The sequence below is a fragment of the Sediminibacterium sp. FW305-C-49 genome (genome assembly GCF_058231085.1).
The window spans coordinates 1,345,061-1,364,081 of record NZ_JBIQXS010000002.1; the positions used below are offsets into that span (position 1 = coordinate 1,345,061).

Here is a 19,021-nt window from a genome sequence, read left to right on the forward strand (position 1 = left end):
ATGTAATTTTTTTAATGATTCAGTAATCAATAACCAGGGTTCTGTGTGAGTACACCCGCACTTAAATCGATCTGTGGTTGTGGAATAGGCAACAACACATCTCTTGCATTACTGAATGCCGTTTTACCATGTGCATTCAATACGGTTTGAGCTACACCCCATCTTACCAGATCGAAGAAACGATCGTGTTCCATGGCCAGTTCCACACGACGCTCTTTGCGGATTGCATCACGCAACAAAGCCTGATCGGTTGCTGTAACATCAGGTAAAATGGTATTATTCCCTGCACGTGCTCTGGCCCTTACTGAGTTCAGTGCATTTCTTGCAGCAGTGATATTAGCAGTACCACCTACTTCATTGGCCGCTTCTGCATACATGAGTACCACATCGGCATAACGCAGTATACGCACGTTCATCCAGTAACCAAATCGGTTACCAATTGAAGCACGCGTTGCCGGGTTGGTGTACACTTTGTTATTATAACGTGGATTGGGTAAACCTGTTGGCAGGTTTTCACCATACAGGGTCTGGTACGTGGTTGTGTTTGTACTGGTGTACATGATGGTTCTGTTCTTACGCGGATCATTGGGTTCGTAAGCCGCTTCCAGATCAGTTGTTGGTGTATTCCAGCCCCAACCAAGATCCCATATACCTGCACCTCTTACACCCTGTATCTGTGCATACTGAACACCATTGTTGCTCGGTATAGCAGCAGATGCCGTGGCCTGTACTTCAAACACCGATTCTTTACTGTTCTCTCCTTCTTCACGGAAAATACGATCGTAAGATGTTGACAGATCATACTGACCGGAAGTCATCACTGCATTGGCTGCGGCCATGGCTTCGTTCCATTTCTGTTGTGTGAGATACACTTTGGCCAATAATCCATTGGCGGCACCACGGGTTACACGACCGGCGAATTTAGCATCCCATGACAGTGGCAGATTAGCGGCTGCAAAAACCAGGTCGGCTTCTACAAAAGCATAAATCTGTGCGGCGGTACTTTGTGGTACATTGTTTTGTTGTGCAGGATTATCAAACAACTTATCAATTAAAGGTACTCTTCCAAAAAAGCGCACGAGATTGAAGTAGGCATACGCCCTGAGGAACCTGGCTTCCGCAATGGTCTGTTGTTTGATCTGATCTGTTGCCGTAATGGTGGTATTGGTATTCACTTCATTGATGGTACTGTTACACCTGTTAATAAGGGTATAATAACCCAGCCAAAGTGCATTACAGAAACCATTGCTGGGTAATACAGGGAAATTATCCATGGTAATGGCATTGGCACCTCCATCGGCCGGAGTACTTCCCTTATCAGCATCATCACTGCGTATACTGGAAGCAGTAATAAATGCCTGGCTGTGTACATTGAAACTTCTCAGCTCATTGTACGCACCAAAAATAAACTGGTCGTATGGACCTGATCCGCCCGGATAGGGATAGTTGTCTGCATCATATGCACCCTGACGTTCCGTATCAAGGAATTTTTTACATCCGGTTGATAACAATAACATACCCATGGCTACTGGAACCAGGTAAGTCATCCGGAATATTTGTTTAAACGATTTCATATAAATGAGTTATTAAAGTCAGTTAAAAAGTAAGGTTGATACCCAATGAATAAATCGCCGGAACAGGATAAGCACCATTGTCTGCTCCACCACCCAGAATACTTCCGATCAAGGGTTCTGGTGAGTAACCGGTTACTTTGCTCCATGTTTTGATATTCTGACCGTTCAGGTAAATCCTTGCACGCTGAATACCAATTTTCGACAACATTGTTTTTTTGAACGTATAACCAATCTGTAAAGTCCTGAGACGGAAAAAATCACCCGGCTCCAGGAAATAAGTACTCATCAGGAAATTATTACCTCTGGTATTATCCAGTACAGGTTCTACATTGCTGGTACCGGGAGCAGTCCATGCATTCAAACGATTGGTTTCATAATTCAATACGGCAAACGTAGAAGTACGACGTTGTGTGTAAATTTTATGACCTGCCATACCCTGACCTTCCACCTCAATATCAAATCCTTTATAACTGATATCGATATTACCACCAAAACTGTAAGGAGGGAACGGACTTCCGATATAATCCCTGTCAGCAGGTGTAATTTGTCCATCACCATTAATATCTGCATAAGCAACATCGCCTGGTAATGAGTTTACAAAAGCAGGTGATTTTTGCAGATCGGCTGTTGACTGATAGATACCAATTTGTCTGTACCCATAAAAATAACCGATCGATCTTCCGGTCGTAGTAAGGTTGGCACCACCATTACCTATGATGGAGAAATTGAAATTGTTACCAATTGAGTTCACCACATTATGGTTATAACTGAAATTGGCTCCTACACGATACGAAAGATCCTTACCAATGATATTACTCCATGCCAGGTTTACTTCAATACCCTTGTTGGTAATGCTACCGAGGTTGGTGAAATAACTTCTGGTTTCATTCGGCAGTGTTACAGCCGTCAGGATATCAGTTGTAGTTCTGTTGTAATAAGTAATCTCTGCACTTAATTTATTGTCAAATGCTTTTACATCAATACCCACATCAATACCTTTAACGGTTTCCCAATGCAGGTTTGGATCGGGAATATAGGCAGCCTGTATAGAGCTGTAAATATTATCTCCAAAAATGGCGGTTGATGCATTCTGTACACCAGGTCTCCACAGGTTATCGGCAAAGCCATTGGCATTACCCGTTAAACCCCAAGCAGCCCTCAGTTTCAGGAAGTTTATTTTTTTCACTTTAGAGAAGAAGGCTTCATCACTGATCACCCAACCTGCACCTACGCTACCAAATGTACCCCAGCGGTTGGCTGGTGCAAATTTGGAGCTGCCATCTCTTCTCACTGTAGCATTCAACAGGTATTTGCCTTTGTAGGAGTAACCCACGCGTGCAAATCCACCCGCAATAGCATTCTCAGAACCACCACCCGAATTGGAGATCGGGTTATTGATGTTGATGATGTTGAGGTACCAGAAATCAGGATCATTCGGAACGTTCGTGAGTGTATCTCGACGAGTACCGCCTACCGATGAGCTTTTATTGTAGATAGTTGTGAACCCAGCCACAGCATTCACGTTATGACCATTCCCAAGGTTCTTGTCGAAACTCAGTGTATGATCCTGCTGGAAACGGCTTGCTTCATTTTTGGTCTGACTTACAGAAGTTCTGGCCGCATTATCGAATGTAGTAGTGGTTGGCGCACCATTCTCACCGAGGTTAATGAATGAGTATGGCAATGAAGTGTAACTTCTTGTATCATCAAAAACAAGATCAGTGTACACAGTAGAGCGCCAGGTAAAGTTTTGAAGGAATTTAATCTCTGCAAACAGGTTGCCAATGACGCGATATTGTTTATCGATGGTATTTCCATTGTTGCGGTTTAAAGCAGCAATGGGGTTACCCACCTGTGCACGCTGGAATGATGGCATGCTGTAATACGTATTGGCATCCTGCTGAATAGGCACAATGGGGGCAGCCCATAAAGCATTGGTAATAGAGGCTGCTGCCGGATTGTTGATGGCATGATAGCCTGTTAAACCACCACCCAATTTAATTTTATCATTAAAACGTAATTCTTCATTCAAACGGACGAGGTAACGTTTGAAACGGTTGTCTCTCAACACACCCTGCTGATCGGTATAACCAATGTTCAGGTAAGTGGTAGATTTTTCTCCTGTGTTAGAAATACTCAGGTTGGTAGCACTGATGACTGCATCACGCAACACCAGGTTCTGCCAGTTGGTATTGGCAGTATAGTTGGTGTAATCAAATGGAGCAGCACCTAAATTGGCGAGCTGTGCATTGTATAATTTTTTAAAACCGTCTGCATCGGTGATTTTGATTTTATCCTGTACCGTCTGCACACCAACAGAACTTTGTAATTCTATACGTGTTTGTCCTCTTGCTGCTTTTTTAGATGTAATGGCAATGACACCATTGGCGCCACGCAAACCATAGATGGCAATAGAAGATGGATCACGAAGGATATCGATGGTTTCAATATCGGAAGGATTCAGGAAATCGATATTATCGTGCAGAATACCATCTACCACATACACGGGACTGGCAGTATTGGTACTGTTGATACCCCTGATTCTTACTACCGGACTGGCACCTGCTACACCAGAGTTGGCAATGGTCAAACCGGCCACACGACCCTGCAAGGATGCGATAGGGTTGGTAGCAGGTCTGTTGGCCACTTCCTCTCCCTTTACGGATGTTACAGAACCGGTGAGGTCTCTTTTCTTTTGTGTACCATAACCCACCACCACAATTTCATCGATGGCTTTCTCAGCAGGTTTTAAGGAAACACTTATACTGACATTGGTGCCTACTCTTTGTTCAACAGTAGTAAAACCAACATAGGAAAATACCAGTACATCACCTTCTGAAACCGATATAGAAAAATTACCTGAAGCATCTGTAATGGTTCCACGGGTAGTGCCTTTAACAGCAACAGATACATCGGCCAGTGGTGCTCCGTTGTTATCGGTCACTTTACCCTTTACATCGGGTACTGCAATGGGTTCTGGCTGAACAGTAGCAGTTACGGTTGGTTCAGCATATTTGCGCTTCACCACAATGGTTTTATCACTGATGGTGTACGACAAAAGCTGATCTTTAAAACAAAGGGCGAGTACATTTTCCAGTTTCTCGTTGCGAACAGAAAGGCTTACGGGTTTGGCAGTTCTTAATGCATCATCTGCATATAGGAACTGAAACCCGGTTTGCTTTCGGATATCTTCAAAAATGCGCTGGATTGAAATGTTCTCTCCTTTGATGGTCACTTTTTGTGAAAAGCCCGCTGCACTGACCTGGAGACAGGCAATGATCATAAAAACTGTAGTAAGTTTCATAATCTTTAGCGTTTGATTTGCCCTCCGTTGTAAGTAGCCGGGAGATTGGCAAACAGAAGTTAAATACATAGATTTGTAAGTATTGAGTAGTTAATAAACAGTTAGACCTAGCTGATACATGACTTTACTCAAAATTCGCCGGATGCTGCTGCAACAGTGTCCGGTTTTTTGTAAGTCACGCTCAACCTGTTCAACCATCGCTACCCTTCGGGAACATTAACAGGTGTTTCATATATGGCGTTTTATTTTTAACGTGATACTATGACGTTCTTTCCTTCTACTTTAAACTTCACTTCCTCTGTCAGCTCCAGCATTTCCAATACTTTCGACACATTATTGTTACGCGTGATCTGACCGGTAAACTGCATGCCTACATTGCCTTTGTACTCAATATCCACATCATACCAGCGGGCAATCTGGCGCATGATGGAGCGCAGATCGGTGCTTTTAAACACAAACAACCCATTCTTCCAGGCCATCACTTCTTCGGTATCCATATTGTTCACCACACTGATTCGTCCACTTCTGGCCATACGTGCCTGCTGACCGGGTCTCAGTATTTTCACCTGCTGCTGATCGGTTTCATCGGCTGCAAATACTTTTACCGATCCTTCGAGTAAACTTGTTCTTACCTGTACTTCATCATCATACGCATTTACATTGAAATGGGTACCGAGTACTTCAATGGCCGATCTGCCAGCCGACACTTTAAATGGCTGGGCATCGTTATGTGCCACTTCAAAATATACCTCCCCCTTAATCTGCACCTGCCGGTCGCCTCCCCGGAATGCTGTAGGAAAACGAATAGATGATGCCGCATTCAGCCACACTTTGGTTCCATCCGATAAGGTTATCTGGTATTCACCACCACGTGGTGTAGAAATGGTATTGTAGAAAATTTTCTCTTCGGATACTGTACCGCCCCGGTTGGTTTGATATGCAACCAAACCATTATCAAGTTTTTTCACTTTTACATCACCTTGTTCACCAAGAAGGCCATTATTGGCGCTGTCGAGAATAATAACAGAACCATCATCCAGTGTAAGCATGGCTTTATTGCCACCGGGTGCCACATCACCAGCAGGAATCGGTGCCGATAATACCAGAGGCTGTTGTGTTGCCGTATGATCCGGCTGAATAAAATAGTAAATAACCCCTGATAATAATATGAAAACCAATGCTACAGCAGGCATACGCCATTTGCGGACACGAGGTACGGCAGACTGTTCTGAACGTTCCTCCGCCACTGCCAGACTTTCCTGCAGGCGAATAGCTATACGCTCCGCCAGGCCTTCTTCCGAAACCTGTGGAACATCGGAAACCACGGTTTGCTGGTCGTCGAAGGAATGGTACCAGGTGTCCAGTTCCTCTTTTTCGGCCGCAGACAGCAATCCCTGCTCGTATTTACTGATCAGATTTTGTATGTGATCGGGTATGTGCATACAATATAGTGTGCGTTCAGGTCGGTAGCACCTATGTAAGAAGGAAAAAAACAGAAGAACAGAGAAACAGACGAACAGACGAATGTCCAAAGTAGGAGAATTTCTATAGTCTAGCTGCTCCTTCCTTTTAACATTCGTCTGTTTCTCTGTTCTTCTGTTCTAAAAGCTTAGGAATAATATTAACAGCAACGGCAAAAAGGTTCTTACCGCTGTACGCAACTGCTTTAAGGCTTTGTTGAGCTGGTTTTCCACTGTTTTGGGGGATATATGCATCACTTTGGCAATCTGTTTTACAGACATGCCCTCATTGCGACTGTACTGGAAGATGATGCGGCATTTTTCGGGCAGCTTCTCTACTTCAGTTTTTACCAGCATGAGTATGCGTTTGTAGTGGAGACTGTTTTCTATGGGCATTTCCACCACCATGCCGGTATCGGCTGATTCGCGGTAATGTCTTTCGCGGACTTTGCTTTTAATACGGGCCAGTACTTTGTACTTGGTGGCAACGGCCAGGTAGTTTTCGAGTTGTGCTATCTGTTGTGTCTGGCGGTTTTTCCAGAGGCTAAAGAATACATCGTGCACAATATCTTCTGCTTCCTGGCTGTCCTGTAAACGGTTATGGGCAATGGTGAAAATCTTCTGCCAGAAACGATGGTAAATGGTCATAAAAGCCTGCTCATCGCTTTCGGAAAGCAGGTTGAGTAACAACTGGTTATCATATGAAGCATAATCGACCATATAGCAAGAAGAAGACAGTATAAAAGTAGGGAAAGAATTGATTATTTGAATGTGATGTTATTCACTTCAACTTTCCTTTCCCATCTCTGTAGGACCTTCACTATAAAATTTCCTCGTCAACGTCTCCTGAAACACGAAGGTCTACGGTACTCCCATTAAGAGAAGCATTCATAACCGCAGATTATTATCTGCGACGAAGAATCGCATAGGTAGAAGTATAGCACACAGATTGTCATGATTGTTATGATTTATCATGATAGATCATAACAATCATGACAATCCGTGTGCCATCTGCATTCACTTACAAAAAAGGAGACTGATCGCTCAGTCTCCTTTTTAATAATCACCCTACCCATTCACTCCATCACTCCTATCCCAGTTATTTGAGCTTTACATCCAGGTACACTGAATGTCGGCCATAGGTTTCATAAAATGGTTTGAATACCACATCATCAATCTTAAACTGTAAAGTTTTCGGATCTCCGGTGATGGATTTGCTGATATCATTGGCATCCAGTGTTATTTTTCTCCACTCTTTTCTGGCTTCCGGTTCCTGTGCCGCAAGTAAGATGGGGCCATAGAACAAGCTGGCAATATTCTGCTGGTCCATTACCGGATCGAGGTGAAACTGGAACGGCATTTTCAGTTCTATCACATCGCCATTCTTCCAGCTGCGGCTTATTTTCAGGTAACTGCCGGGATTGGCCTGCAGCTTCTGTTCTTTACCATTGATCTTTACGATAAATCCGCCGGTGGCCCATCCTGGCACACGTACATGCACATCAAATTTTCCGCTTCCTTTAACCGTTAGTTTTGTCTGGTCCTCATTCGGGAAACTGGTGGTTTGTTCTATCGTAACATTACGTTCTGTCCATTCCAGCGTGGATGGTACATAAAGATTTACATACAATGCTTTATCATCCTTGCTTTTAAAGTAGATAGAGTTTTGCAGTTTGGTACTACTCTCAATGGCTGTACCATTACAACAGGTAAAGCCTGTCATATTCGGATTGCCAAACTGTTTGATAGAACCTGGCTTCAATGGCACATGATATGTATTGGCTGGTGTATTCTCTGCCACCGATGCAAGTATATGGTTGTATAAACTACGCTCATAATAATCCATATACTCTCCTTTCTGGTCGAAGAGGAAGAGATTACCTGTTAGCTTCAGCATATTGTAGGTAGCACAGGTTTCATTCTGTCCGCCTGCAGCAAAACCATTTTCGTACAAGGTACCAGGCTGAGCGATAAAACATTCTGCATTAGCCGGATTACGCGCACCAGCAACACCACCTATACTATACATATAATCATTCACCATTTTATACCAGAAATTATCTGCAATCCTGTAATACTCGGGATTTTTAGTGGCAAGATAAGTTTCCACACTTCCTACCACCTGTGGTATATGCTGGTTGGCATGTAAGCCACGGAACAGATCTACGTTTTTAGCAAGTCCATGCGAATGTTGTGTATCACCAAAAAACACCCTGATATTATCAAACAATTGTGCTGTCTTCAGGTGATTGGGAGAACCGGTGATGCGATACAAACGCGCCATCGATTCATTCATGCCCCCAAACTCTCCTGCGATATAGGTGTTCCACATTTTAATCAGTGTATCTGTTGGTACTTTACTCAAACGCGCATATACCCATTCGCCCATATTCGATGCTATTTCCAATGCCTTTTTATTACCACTCACTTCATAGATATCTGTCAAACCGGCCAGAATTTTGTGCAACGTGTAGTAGGGTGCCCAAATCTGGGTTTTCTGTCCACCATATTTAGCACCTCTTTCAAGCATGATAAACTGATCAGGCGGATAAGCACTGATGAATCCTTTACCCCAGTTCCAGTAATCATTTCGAATAGCTGTATCACTCAAATCTGAATCATAGTCTTTTTTACCGGGCCCTACAGGTACGAGTGCCGGATCAGCTACACTGGGTCCACCGGCTGTTTTTGGTTTTCCTGATAACTGAGACAATTCATACAATGTATTCACCATGTAGTCCATCTTCTGCGCAAAGTTGGCCTGCAGTGTTTTATCATATCCCGTACCGGCATAAGCTTGTGCAATAGCTGTCAGGTAGTGACCGGTCGCATGTCCTCTTAATTTGGTATCTCGGCTATCCCATACACCCAACGGTTTTGCGCCTTCAGGTTGTTTCTGTCCGAATGCGTGTCGGAACATGTACAGGAATGAATTGGGATCTGTTTTAGCCAGTGTATTGACAAATTTGTCGCGGTTTTCTACAAATTTAGATGTATGTCCATGCGGATCATTTTGAAGTGAAACCTGTTTCAACTCAAATGCCTCCAATTTTGAAACAGGTGTTACAGATTTACCCTGTGCTTTGATCGTAACAATGGCTTTGGGTTGAAAATTTGTTCCGGCAACACGACCAGTAATGGTATAGGTACCGGTTTTTAAAACAGCATTATTATCTGCATCGGCAGGCCATACCACCCGTACTTTAGGGCCTTTGAATCCATCTTTATACGTACCGGTTGTATAACTCGGTAATCTTGGCAATGTTCCGGCTTCTGTTTCTACTTTTACATCTGCTACACTTGTTAAATAAGCAGTGTACAATTGTGGTTCTGTAGCTGCAAATTTGGGAAGGTCTTCTTCTACCCTGCGCTGGTTTACACCACCCTGGTTAATCCCTCTGCGTGAATTATTAAATACACTGCCAATCTGGGTTGTATTCAATGGAACACGATAAATACGGAAATCGCGAACCATGGCATCCAGAAAAGGATCTCCCGGAATGAGTGATCTACCGATATAGAGTTTTTTGTCGGTCGTCTGTTGACCAAATACATCGGTCAGTTCTTTGGGAATTTCTTTTGATTCACCTACCACTTTTCCATCCACATAAGTAACCAAAGATTTTGAAGGAATATCGATAACGATGGTAAGATGTACCCATCTGTTCAGTTCTATGACTGGCGCTGAAATACCTTTTTGGTCTCCTGTTGTCAGGGCTGTAACCAATCCCTGCTGTGAGTTCACTCCAGCGGGTGCTGCAAAAAAATGTTTGGTGGCATTTTGTCCGAAATCGAAGAAACGCTGACCTGGTTTTTGAGACCTGAGGTTGATCCATCCTGAAATACTAAGCGATTCCAGATCGGTGAGTGCTTCACCTGGTATACTGATATAGGAACTACTATCGCCGGATAATGATAATACTTTTCCAAAACGGGGATCATCAGCAAACTTTACCTGGGTACCCGGACGTCCATGCAGGTTGTTTCTCGACCAGTCTCTGGTATCTCCATTAAAAAGATACCGTGCCATCAATCCGGTTTCGCCAATACCATCCAGTATCTGGTCACCATTTTGTGCAGAAACAGTAGACATTCCATGAACCAATACTGCAACAAACAGTACAATACGCAAGCAAACTTTGTACATTTTCATAGTTAAATCGTTTTCATCAAAACACTGATCAAACAAGCTATCCTGACGGATAATTGTTTGTTTGACAATTAACCATAAAACTATAAAGATTCGCGGAGTTGACAGTAAGTCTATTTTAACTAATACTTACATGATATTAACAGGCAGGAATAGAAATGAAGTTTCGAATGATCATTTTAAACCTATGATGGTCTTATCTTAGTAAAATATACCATCTGTAATTACAACAGCTTTGTCTACAGTGTCTTTTTCAACTTTACCGACATTTTTTCATCCGTTTTTTTGATACTGACAATTTTTTTGATACCCGCTACGGCATTAGTGCCATATTTATAGGTTTCCGTATTGGCAGACGATCCCTGGAACATTCCGTTGATATACGTGTCGGTATAACCCACTACTTCTGTCCTCGTGGTAGTATGCACATATCCAAACTCAGTATAGAGTAAATATTCGCCGGGTTTGAGATTGGTGAATTCAAAATGCCCGTCATTGTCATATACGGTTGTCGTTTTAATACAAGCGGCTGCTTCTTTTGATAATGGTAATGCCCGACCCTGTTTTCTGAATTTTTCATTGAGTGATACCCATTCCTTGAAATAAGCAGTATAGGGTATAAGTATTACCGTTGTACCCATTTTAGCAAATTGCTTTTTATTGATGTTCAGTATGGCCATGCCCTTCAGTATGCCTTCATTTTCATTGTCTCTTGCAAATGCCTGCCCTTCAATGGTAGCCGCCCCCTCCTGTATAAGACTTAAAGTTTCTGCTTTGTTAAAAGTGGTAGTGAAAGGATTGTAGTCGAGTTCCTTATCCAGCATTAAAAATCGTTGTCCGTTGGCTGAGAGAATTTCAATCTTCCATAATCGCCTGCTGTCTTTGTCAATATAGTATTCATATTTTTCTCCTGTTGCCTCTTCCCATACACTGACCTGCCAAACCGCATGCTCACCGGTCATTTCACTTTTATACATATTTGTTTTGACTTCCTCTATCCTTGTTGTTTTTATATGGCTGTTGCTGGCTGGTTTGTAATCGTACACTTTCATGCTGCCCCTGTAACCTGACTGTAGTGGAAGTGCTCCCAGCAGATAAGGATAGATATAACCATCAAAAAAAAGATCTTTGACGGGTTCGTTAACAGATTGTTTCTTTTGGGTTTGTTTATCCAGGTAATAACCCTTTACTATTTTATCAAACTTTAATTCGAGTACCCTGTTAGGATTTACAGATGAACGATACAGTGGTTTGAAATCATTTGCATCGGCTATGCTTGAATCAATCCACTGTTCATTTGTACTCAGCATTGTTAAATTGGTATAAACACCCACTATTTTGGCGTTCACATTTACCTGAACAGCAAAAGAACTCACCTGTACCAATTGCTTTCCGTTAACAGCAAAACAGGCCATTTCATATTTAGCATTTTTGATCCATCGCTTATTAAATGCATTTACCCCCGGTGCAAGCATTTCCTGTGAAAAGCACTTGCCTGAGGAAAATAAAACAACACTGAGCAATAAAATATATTTGTTCATAAATGGTAAGGATGATGCACACTTGCTGCCTCATGTAAGCAATACATGAAACAGCAAGTATTTTATGCACGCTTTCTTTCTATTGAAATTAAAAAGTAATTACCGGAGCAGCTTTTGAGAAACTACCTGATCCATCTGCGGTGGCAGAAGTAGTAGAAAGCTGGGTATTCCCTTTTTTCACCACGACTGTTACCTGCTGACCCGCAACTCCCCCATTACCGGTTATGGCGATTATGGCTGCAGTTACGTTTGCGGCATAAACTATTTCTTTCTGCCAGGGAACACTCAGTAACTGTTCATTTTGCGTGCCTCCGTTACTGGTAGTATAGGAGGCAAATAAGGTGCCTGAATAATTACCTGTTATGGTATAAGTAATTTTTCTTTCACTGCTACCTGAAGGTGTATCTGACTTGCTACAGGAGAAGAACACAACAGAAAGAAGCAGCCATACAATTTTAAATCGATTGAGTGTTTTCATTTGATATGTGATTTTAGATGTTCAATATGTTTCCGGCAGTTGTATTTTAGATACTCAGTCCAAAAATGATCAGGTTATTATCCGGATCAAGTAAAGAGAACTCACGCTGTCCCCATGGCTTAGATTGCAAAGGACTGTTTAGATGTATCGACAGTTTACTGCGAAGTAATGACTGATACAGTTCGTCGATATTATTGGTTCGTATGTATACCTGTCCGTAATTTTCCAAAGGACGCAGTGTGGAATGTTCAAAAAAGTGAATTTTTAAATTGTCTTTTTGAACAACTAAATAATATTCATATTCATCGCTCCCAACATATTCAAAGCCTAATTGATTCACATAATAATCTCTTGTGATGGCTTTGTTACGCATGGGTAGCCTTGGGCAAATACCTGTGAGCATAGTTTGATTTATTTTTCCTGACAAGGATAGAATAATACATATCTTAATAAATTAACTTAAGTTAATTTATACTATCAGACTAATACATGTCAAATAGCCGATTAATCGCAATAAGTGTTTATTTTTTCTCTGCTCTTATACTTCCGTTGGGCTGAACAAGTATAAAAGCGATTATTTCGGCTTTATTATTTGCTTCAAATTTTACACTATAACCATTCACTCCCTTAATGGTAAACTCGTCTTTACTACCCGCTACAAGTGTGTACTCTGGCTGTCCGGGTATGACAGACATAAGTGAGGCTCCCTTTAGATAAACTTTAACCGTTTGTCCAGCCATATTATACTCACCAACATATTTTACAAAATCATTGTAAGTAGTTGTTGGTTTATTTTCCTGGCTCAACATAGCTGTCTCTTCTACTTTACCAGTTCCTACTTTCTTGACCCTGAACGTTCCATTGGGTTGAATGAATAGACCTGCCAGGATATTCCCCTTTTCATCTCTTTCAAATTTTATACTAACGCCTTTTGCCCCTTGTACTGCAAACTCATCCTGTTTTATCGGGAGCAAATCAAACTCGGGCTGACCGGCCACCAAAGCTTTGAGCCTGTTTCCATCGGTAACATAAATTCTGGCGATGGTTCCATTAAAATCGTAGTCTCCGATGTATTGCGTTACATCTACCTTAACAATCTTGCTGGCTGATACCTGTTTTTTAAACTCTATATCTTTTACACTGCTTTCAAAAGGCATTTTCAATGAAGCAACAGCGCCATCAACAGTAACAGTAAATTCGCCCTTTATTGCTTCGCTACCATCAAATACTTTTTCATCAATAGAGAATGTAAAATAGTTGTATTGAAAATGCTGAATCTTCAATTTCCAACGGTTAAATGTTCCGGTTAAGCCGTCTTTATTCTCATTGATAACAATTGTTCCATAGGCATCATTTTTATATATGCCACTGAAATCAGCAAATGTGTGAGAAGGTTTTGTTGCTTTATTATTGTTATCTGCAGTTACGGACTTATTATTTGCCTGCATCTTCATCATACCATTCCAGTCTCTGTAACCGGCACCAATCATCCTGTCAGCAATCAGGTTGTGAAGAATGCGAGGCACTTCAGAATTGTTTTGGTTAACAGATATAAATATTCCTATACTGTCGGTTGGCAGAAAAGAAGCAAAAGAACTAAACCCGTTTACATTACCAGCGTGCCCAACGCCATAATGTCCCCTGTAGTTAGCCGTATACCAGCCCAGACCATAATTGAAAAAATAATAATCAGGCATGTGTTTCGATGGCAAATTGGCTGAAGCAATCATTTGAGAACTGATGACCTGCTTATAATAATCGGGGGTGATGATTTCTTTGCCTTCAAACTTTCCCTCGTTGGTCCACATCAATAACCAGTTGGCCATGTCTTTTGCGGATGAAACAATACCACCTGCCGGGGCAATACCACATAAAGACGTTGGTAATACATCCAGTTGCTGTACCTGACCATTTTTATAGATGTACCCATAAGAGAAATCGGCTGCCTCTAAAATAGAACCAGTTGTAGAACTCCTCATTCCCAAAGGCTTAAAAAACTTTTCTTCCACAAGCTGTTCCCAGCTTTTCTGATAGGTTCTTTCCAATAATCTGCCAATAGCAACATAAGTCAGGTTATTGTACTGAAACCTTTGGCGTAAAGGAGCACTGGGTTCCAGGTAACGAATCAAACGCACCATGCTGTCTCTGTTACCCATGGCACCACTATACCAGGCATAATCATGTCTTGGTAAACCTGTACGATGGCATAACATATCCCTCACCGAAACATGGGTAGTGAGATCGTTGTTATAAAATTTCAATTCAGGAAAGTATTGGTGGATGGGTGCATCCAAATCAAGCTCAAAATCCTTTACCAAATAATTGACCAATGATGCCGTAAAAGCTTTGGTACAACTGCCAATGGCAAAAAGCGTATTTTCTGTAACAGGTTTCTGATGCTCCCTGTCTTTGAAGCCATAACCCTTTGCCATCAGAATTTTGTTCTTCTCTACGACCGAAATGGAAACACCTGGCACATTCCATTCTTTTAAAATCCGGTTTACCATACTGTCTATACCCGCTAAACGGGTATCATTTGTTTGTGCTTTAACTGTCATGGAAAGGCAGATCATCAACAGCGTTGTAATAGTTTGTTTCATTTTTGTTGGTTACTTCGTTTGAAATCTGATGGAGTGAACCGCTGATTCGTTCCATCATTTGTTTGCTAATCATGTTTTTTATCGGCTGTAAAAATCATTACACCTATTAGCTTTGAAGACCTGCCCTGCAATGAGAGACCGTTTCAAATAGAATTGAAAATCAATGTTTTATAAAAAAGATCAGCTAAGATTGACTTATATTACAAGATGAACCTTATAGAATGAAATAAACAGGTTATACCGGCTAAGATTTTTTTGCAGCATACTTAATATTATATGCTACAAAATGCCATTTCACATTTTGTATCCATTCACTTAAGTTGATATCAGCGTAAACGATACGTTAATACATTGCAGCATATTATTCGTTCATGAAATATTGCCAGGTTCTATGGTTTCCTGCACCTGATATGAAGAAAATAGGCTACAACCGTGGCACTTTGCAAGGATGGCTTTTCTTTTAGGATTTTATCAGATGGGCTCGGTTCATTGATCTCCTCAATTAAAAACCCAGCTTTAATAACTGCATTCATCCAGAAAGTCAAGGTTCTGTGAAAACGTGGCACCTGGAACTGTGGTGTTTTTAATTTTAATAATGGTGGGGTATTCCCAAATATCCACTGTTCAATTTCGCCGTCATTACCTGAAAAATACCTGCCTACTTCAACCGCATAGGTTTTCCCCTGGGTATCGCGCAACTTTTTTAAATAAGGTGGTTTAAAACATGGATGCTCTATGGAGAACTGGAAAAAGCCGCCCGGTTTTAAAACCCTGTATGCTTCCTGTATGGCTTTTTCAGGTTCAGGTAAATCCATCAGGCACATAAATGAAGTCGCAAAATCAAAACCTTCGTTTTGAAAAGGTAACCGAGTGGCGCTGGCTACTGTATAATTTATGCCTTGAGGAAATTCACGCTCTATCTCCTTGGCGTTTTCAATGAAAACAGGTGCAATATCAATAGCCTCCAATATTGCACCCTTGTCTGCCAACAACCTTGTATTATAACCTTCCCCGCATCCAATATCAATTCCTTTTTTATTCTGTATATCCGGTAATATGGCAAAGAATGCAGGTGTATTCAGGTAATCCCTGTACACATCATACCCTGACCTTACCAGGTTTGTCCAAACAGGCGCATTCTTGTTCCAATATTGACCTACTTCAGTTTCATTCATAAACTTGTATTTTTTACAGGCGTAATAATTAAAAGAATGGCGGCGATAATTATCCAACTGACAAGACTGAAAATAAATAAGCCGAAACCCCATACTGTAGTGAAATTAAACTTCATCAGAAGCCCAATCAGCGTAACAAGTACAATCAGCAAACCATAATAACCCAGCCATTTGGAAAGTTGGCCGTTGACTATCACAATAACCGACCAGATTAAAATGGCCATCGAAAGAGCTACAATAAAAAAATAATCCATGGATTTTCCTATAAGCCAGCCATAATCACGTATTGCCTGTAAAACAGAACCATCTACTGAACTGCCAGCGTAATTTGATGCAAAAGAAGGCAATACAAAACCGTTAACGGTTCCAGCCATCATTACCGCTATTAAACCAAAAAAGGTAACAGAAAATGCCAGGAATGATATGTTGCTTTTCGTTGTCAAAACTGTGGCCAATCCCCAAAAACCAAAGCAGATAAAAGGAATACTCACAATCGCTAACGCGTGTGAAAACATAAATATTCCTTTTTTCGTAGCGATCTCTGCCATACTACCACCTATTGGGTGCATCGCCATAGTAAGCGTAGCAAGAACCGCACCTGATAATAAACTAACCCCTGATGCCTTTTTAAATTGCTTTTCCATTTTATATTTTTTGAAAAGCAAAGATTGGAATGGGGTATTAAAGCATCACTTGACGAATGTCAATAAATGAAAACTATTTTCTTCCCCGAATGCGGCTAAGTGTTTCCGGAGCAATTTTCAGGTAGGCGGCAATCATTTTTAGCGGAAACTTCTGGAACAGTTCTGGTCTTGATGAAAAAAGCTGACTATGTTTTTCTTCGGCTGTATTTGTCTGATCAAAATACCGGACTCTTGATACGGTTTGTTCCAGCACTTTACCCAATTGAAAGAATGAAGGTGAGAGAGCGATTAATTCATGAACAGATTTCATCGGCAGCTCTAAAACTGTCAGATCAGAATATGCTTTGATGGTTAACGCAGAAGGCTTTTGGGTAACAAAGCTTGAATGATTAAGGCACCAATCATTGTTAGTATGAAGATCAATAATATTTTCGTCAATATCATTATACGAGAACTGGAATGCTTCTCCTGCAATAATATAATAAGCCGATTTACATACATCGCCTTCATTGAGCAGTATTTCATTCTTTTTAAAATTTCGACTGATCGCTTTTTCAGTAAAAAGGATTATTTCTTCCGCAGTGAAACGACCAATATTTTTAAGTAATTCTTCTGTTAGTCTCATATGTAACAGCTTTGATTGCCACTTTAAGTACCATGTCCAGATAACAATTTACGCTTTCCCGGAAAGCTGTTCCATATAGGCGGATGGTGACTGTCCGGTTACTCTTTTAAAGTTCTTGTTAAAAGAAGATTTAGCATTAAAACCACATTCATATGCAATACTCATGATGGTAAACTGGCTATTGGAAGGCAGCGCTATCAATCTTTTAAATTCTTCCACCCTTAACCCATTGATATAATCAAAGAAATTTTTGTTTTCTCTTTCATTGATTACCTGAGAAAGATAATTGGAATGAACGTTTAACCTGGCGGCAAGAGTCACCAGTGACAATTCGGGTTCTGTATAAAGTTTCTCCTCTACCATCAAATGCGTTAACCTGCTGTGCAAAGTTGTTGCCATCTCAGCTGTGAGACCTGAATTGGCATATTTTTTTCGAAGGTTATTTTCTGCCGTTTCTTTTACCTGATCTGTATTAATTGACTGTGTCAATTCGGGCAAGTCCGTCCCCTCTTCAGATTCCGCTTTGTTATCGGGTGCGAAAACCTGGTTTTTCCCAAATATGCCTACCTGCCTGATGCCGAGAAACCCGATCAGGGTAACAAAAACAACACCTGCCCCGAAAATGATTGAATTCTTTTTTAAGATAATAATGATTAACCAGATAATCAGCAGTCCATATATCAGGTAACGCAGCCAGTTGAGGTTAATGCGTTCCTCATATGAAAACTGCTCTCCTATATTCCGTTTATGGTTTCGCAATAAAATGAATGACCAGGTGACATATACCAATCCAGACAATTGAATCAGGGTCAGTAAAATGGTATTAGCTGTTTCGTACCCTTTTCCATTATTACGGTAAACTTCCATTTTCTCTTCGGCACTCAGCAGGTACAATGGTATGAGGTAAATAATAGTAACTAATGCCGGTAAAAAATGCATCCACCATTTCCTTTTATTAGAAGGAAGCTGGTTAGTAGAAGCTGCTGTGTACAAATAAAGAAAAGGACCATGTAAAAGCGGGAAAGCACTCGCTGTAGACATTATCCAGTGAATATTATGAATAGTTACCGGTTCGAGGTTAATGATATAAAAAACAGTATGCAGTGCAATAACAAAGAGCCATACAGCTAAAATAGTATCTGCAAGGTTTTTACCTTTCTTAGTAACCAGAAGCAAGAACAGAAAAAAATTGATACCTAACCCTATGTAGTAAATCATTTCGTTGACAATAACTTAGATTTTATCCCGCATTTCAGCTAAAGTTAGTTCAAAAAGTTAACCCAATAGCCCAATTAAAACCCCTAAAGTCTTTACCGATAAGTACGTTCGAATAAAAAAGAGTCCTAATTACTTAGAACTCTTTCCTGGTCGGGACGACTGGATTCGAACCAGCGACCTCTTGCACCCCATGCAAACGCGCTACCGGGCTGCGCTACGTCCCGTACTATTCTCCCTCTTTCAAATCAGACA

Annotated in this window: 13 protein-coding genes and 1 tRNA gene; all 14 read right to left on the reverse strand. The window is 41.1% G+C overall.

Going from position 1 to position 19,021, the window contains the following annotated elements; genetic code table 11:
* Positions 1-26: 26 nt before the first annotated feature.
* Complete coding sequence (locus tag ACH3Z1_RS13420) at positions 27-1,574, reverse strand: RagB/SusD family nutrient uptake outer membrane protein (protein ID WP_490822507.1); 1,548 nt, start codon at positions 1,572-1,574, stop codon at positions 27-29.
* Positions 1,575-1,596: 22 nt separating this feature from the next.
* On the reverse strand, positions 1,597-4,878 hold the full coding sequence (locus ACH3Z1_RS13425) for a TonB-dependent receptor (protein ID WP_490822508.1): 3,282 nt from the start codon (positions 4,876-4,878) through the stop codon (positions 1,597-1,599).
* A gap of 248 nt (positions 4,879-5,126) precedes the next feature.
* Positions 5,127-6,320, reverse strand: a complete 1,194-nt coding sequence (locus ACH3Z1_RS13430; protein ID WP_490822509.1) for a FecR family protein — start codon at positions 6,318-6,320, stop codon at positions 5,127-5,129.
* A 159-nt stretch (positions 6,321-6,479) separates the two neighbouring features.
* Positions 6,480-7,058, reverse strand: a complete 579-nt coding sequence (locus ACH3Z1_RS13435; RefSeq protein ID WP_490822510.1) for an RNA polymerase sigma-70 factor — start codon at positions 7,056-7,058, stop codon at positions 6,480-6,482.
* A 379-nt stretch (positions 7,059-7,437) separates the two neighbouring features.
* Positions 7,438-10,485: a beta-L-arabinofuranosidase domain-containing protein gene (locus tag ACH3Z1_RS13440; RefSeq protein ID WP_490822511.1), complete on the reverse strand. Its 3,048-nt coding sequence runs from the start codon at positions 10,483-10,485 to the stop codon at positions 7,438-7,440.
* A gap of 242 nt (positions 10,486-10,727) precedes the next feature.
* On the reverse strand, positions 10,728-12,029 hold the full coding sequence (locus tag ACH3Z1_RS13445; RefSeq protein WP_490822512.1) for a DUF3108 domain-containing protein: 1,302 nt from the start codon (positions 12,027-12,029) through the stop codon (positions 10,728-10,730).
* Between the two features lie 88 nt (positions 12,030-12,117).
* The gene (locus ACH3Z1_RS13450) at positions 12,118-12,507 is read right to left on the reverse strand and encodes a hypothetical protein (protein ID WP_490822513.1); all 390 of its coding nucleotides are present in this window, start codon (positions 12,505-12,507) and stop codon (positions 12,118-12,120) included.
* A gap of 46 nt (positions 12,508-12,553) precedes the next feature.
* Complete coding sequence (locus ACH3Z1_RS13455) at positions 12,554-12,910, reverse strand: bleomycin resistance protein (protein WP_490822514.1); 357 nt, start codon at positions 12,908-12,910, stop codon at positions 12,554-12,556.
* 118 nt (positions 12,911-13,028) lie between these two features.
* Positions 13,029-15,107 (reverse strand): serine hydrolase, encoded by a 2,079-nt coding sequence (locus ACH3Z1_RS13460; protein WP_490822515.1) that lies wholly within the window; start codon positions 15,105-15,107, stop codon positions 13,029-13,031.
* 389 nt (positions 15,108-15,496) lie between these two features.
* Positions 15,497-16,282 carry a class I SAM-dependent methyltransferase gene (locus ACH3Z1_RS13465; protein ID WP_490822516.1) on the reverse strand — a complete coding sequence of 262 codons (786 nt, stop codon included), beginning with the start codon at positions 16,280-16,282 and terminating at the stop codon, positions 15,497-15,499.
* Complete coding sequence (locus ACH3Z1_RS13470; protein ID WP_490822517.1) at positions 16,279-16,926, reverse strand: hypothetical protein; 648 nt, start codon at positions 16,924-16,926, stop codon at positions 16,279-16,281. Before ACH3Z1_RS13470 ends, ACH3Z1_RS13465 begins: the two co-directional genes overlap by 4 nt.
* A gap of 73 nt (positions 16,927-16,999) precedes the next feature.
* Positions 17,000-17,551, reverse strand: a complete 552-nt coding sequence (locus tag ACH3Z1_RS13475) for a Crp/Fnr family transcriptional regulator (protein WP_490822518.1) — start codon at positions 17,549-17,551, stop codon at positions 17,000-17,002.
* 48 nt (positions 17,552-17,599) lie between these two features.
* The gene (locus ACH3Z1_RS13480; RefSeq protein WP_490822519.1) at positions 17,600-18,769 is read right to left on the reverse strand and encodes a helix-turn-helix domain-containing protein; all 1,170 of its coding nucleotides are present in this window, start codon (positions 18,767-18,769) and stop codon (positions 17,600-17,602) included.
* Positions 18,770-18,916: 147 nt separating this feature from the next.
* A tRNA-Pro gene (locus ACH3Z1_RS13485) sits at positions 18,917-18,993 on the reverse strand.
* Positions 18,994-19,021: the final 28 nt, after the last annotated feature.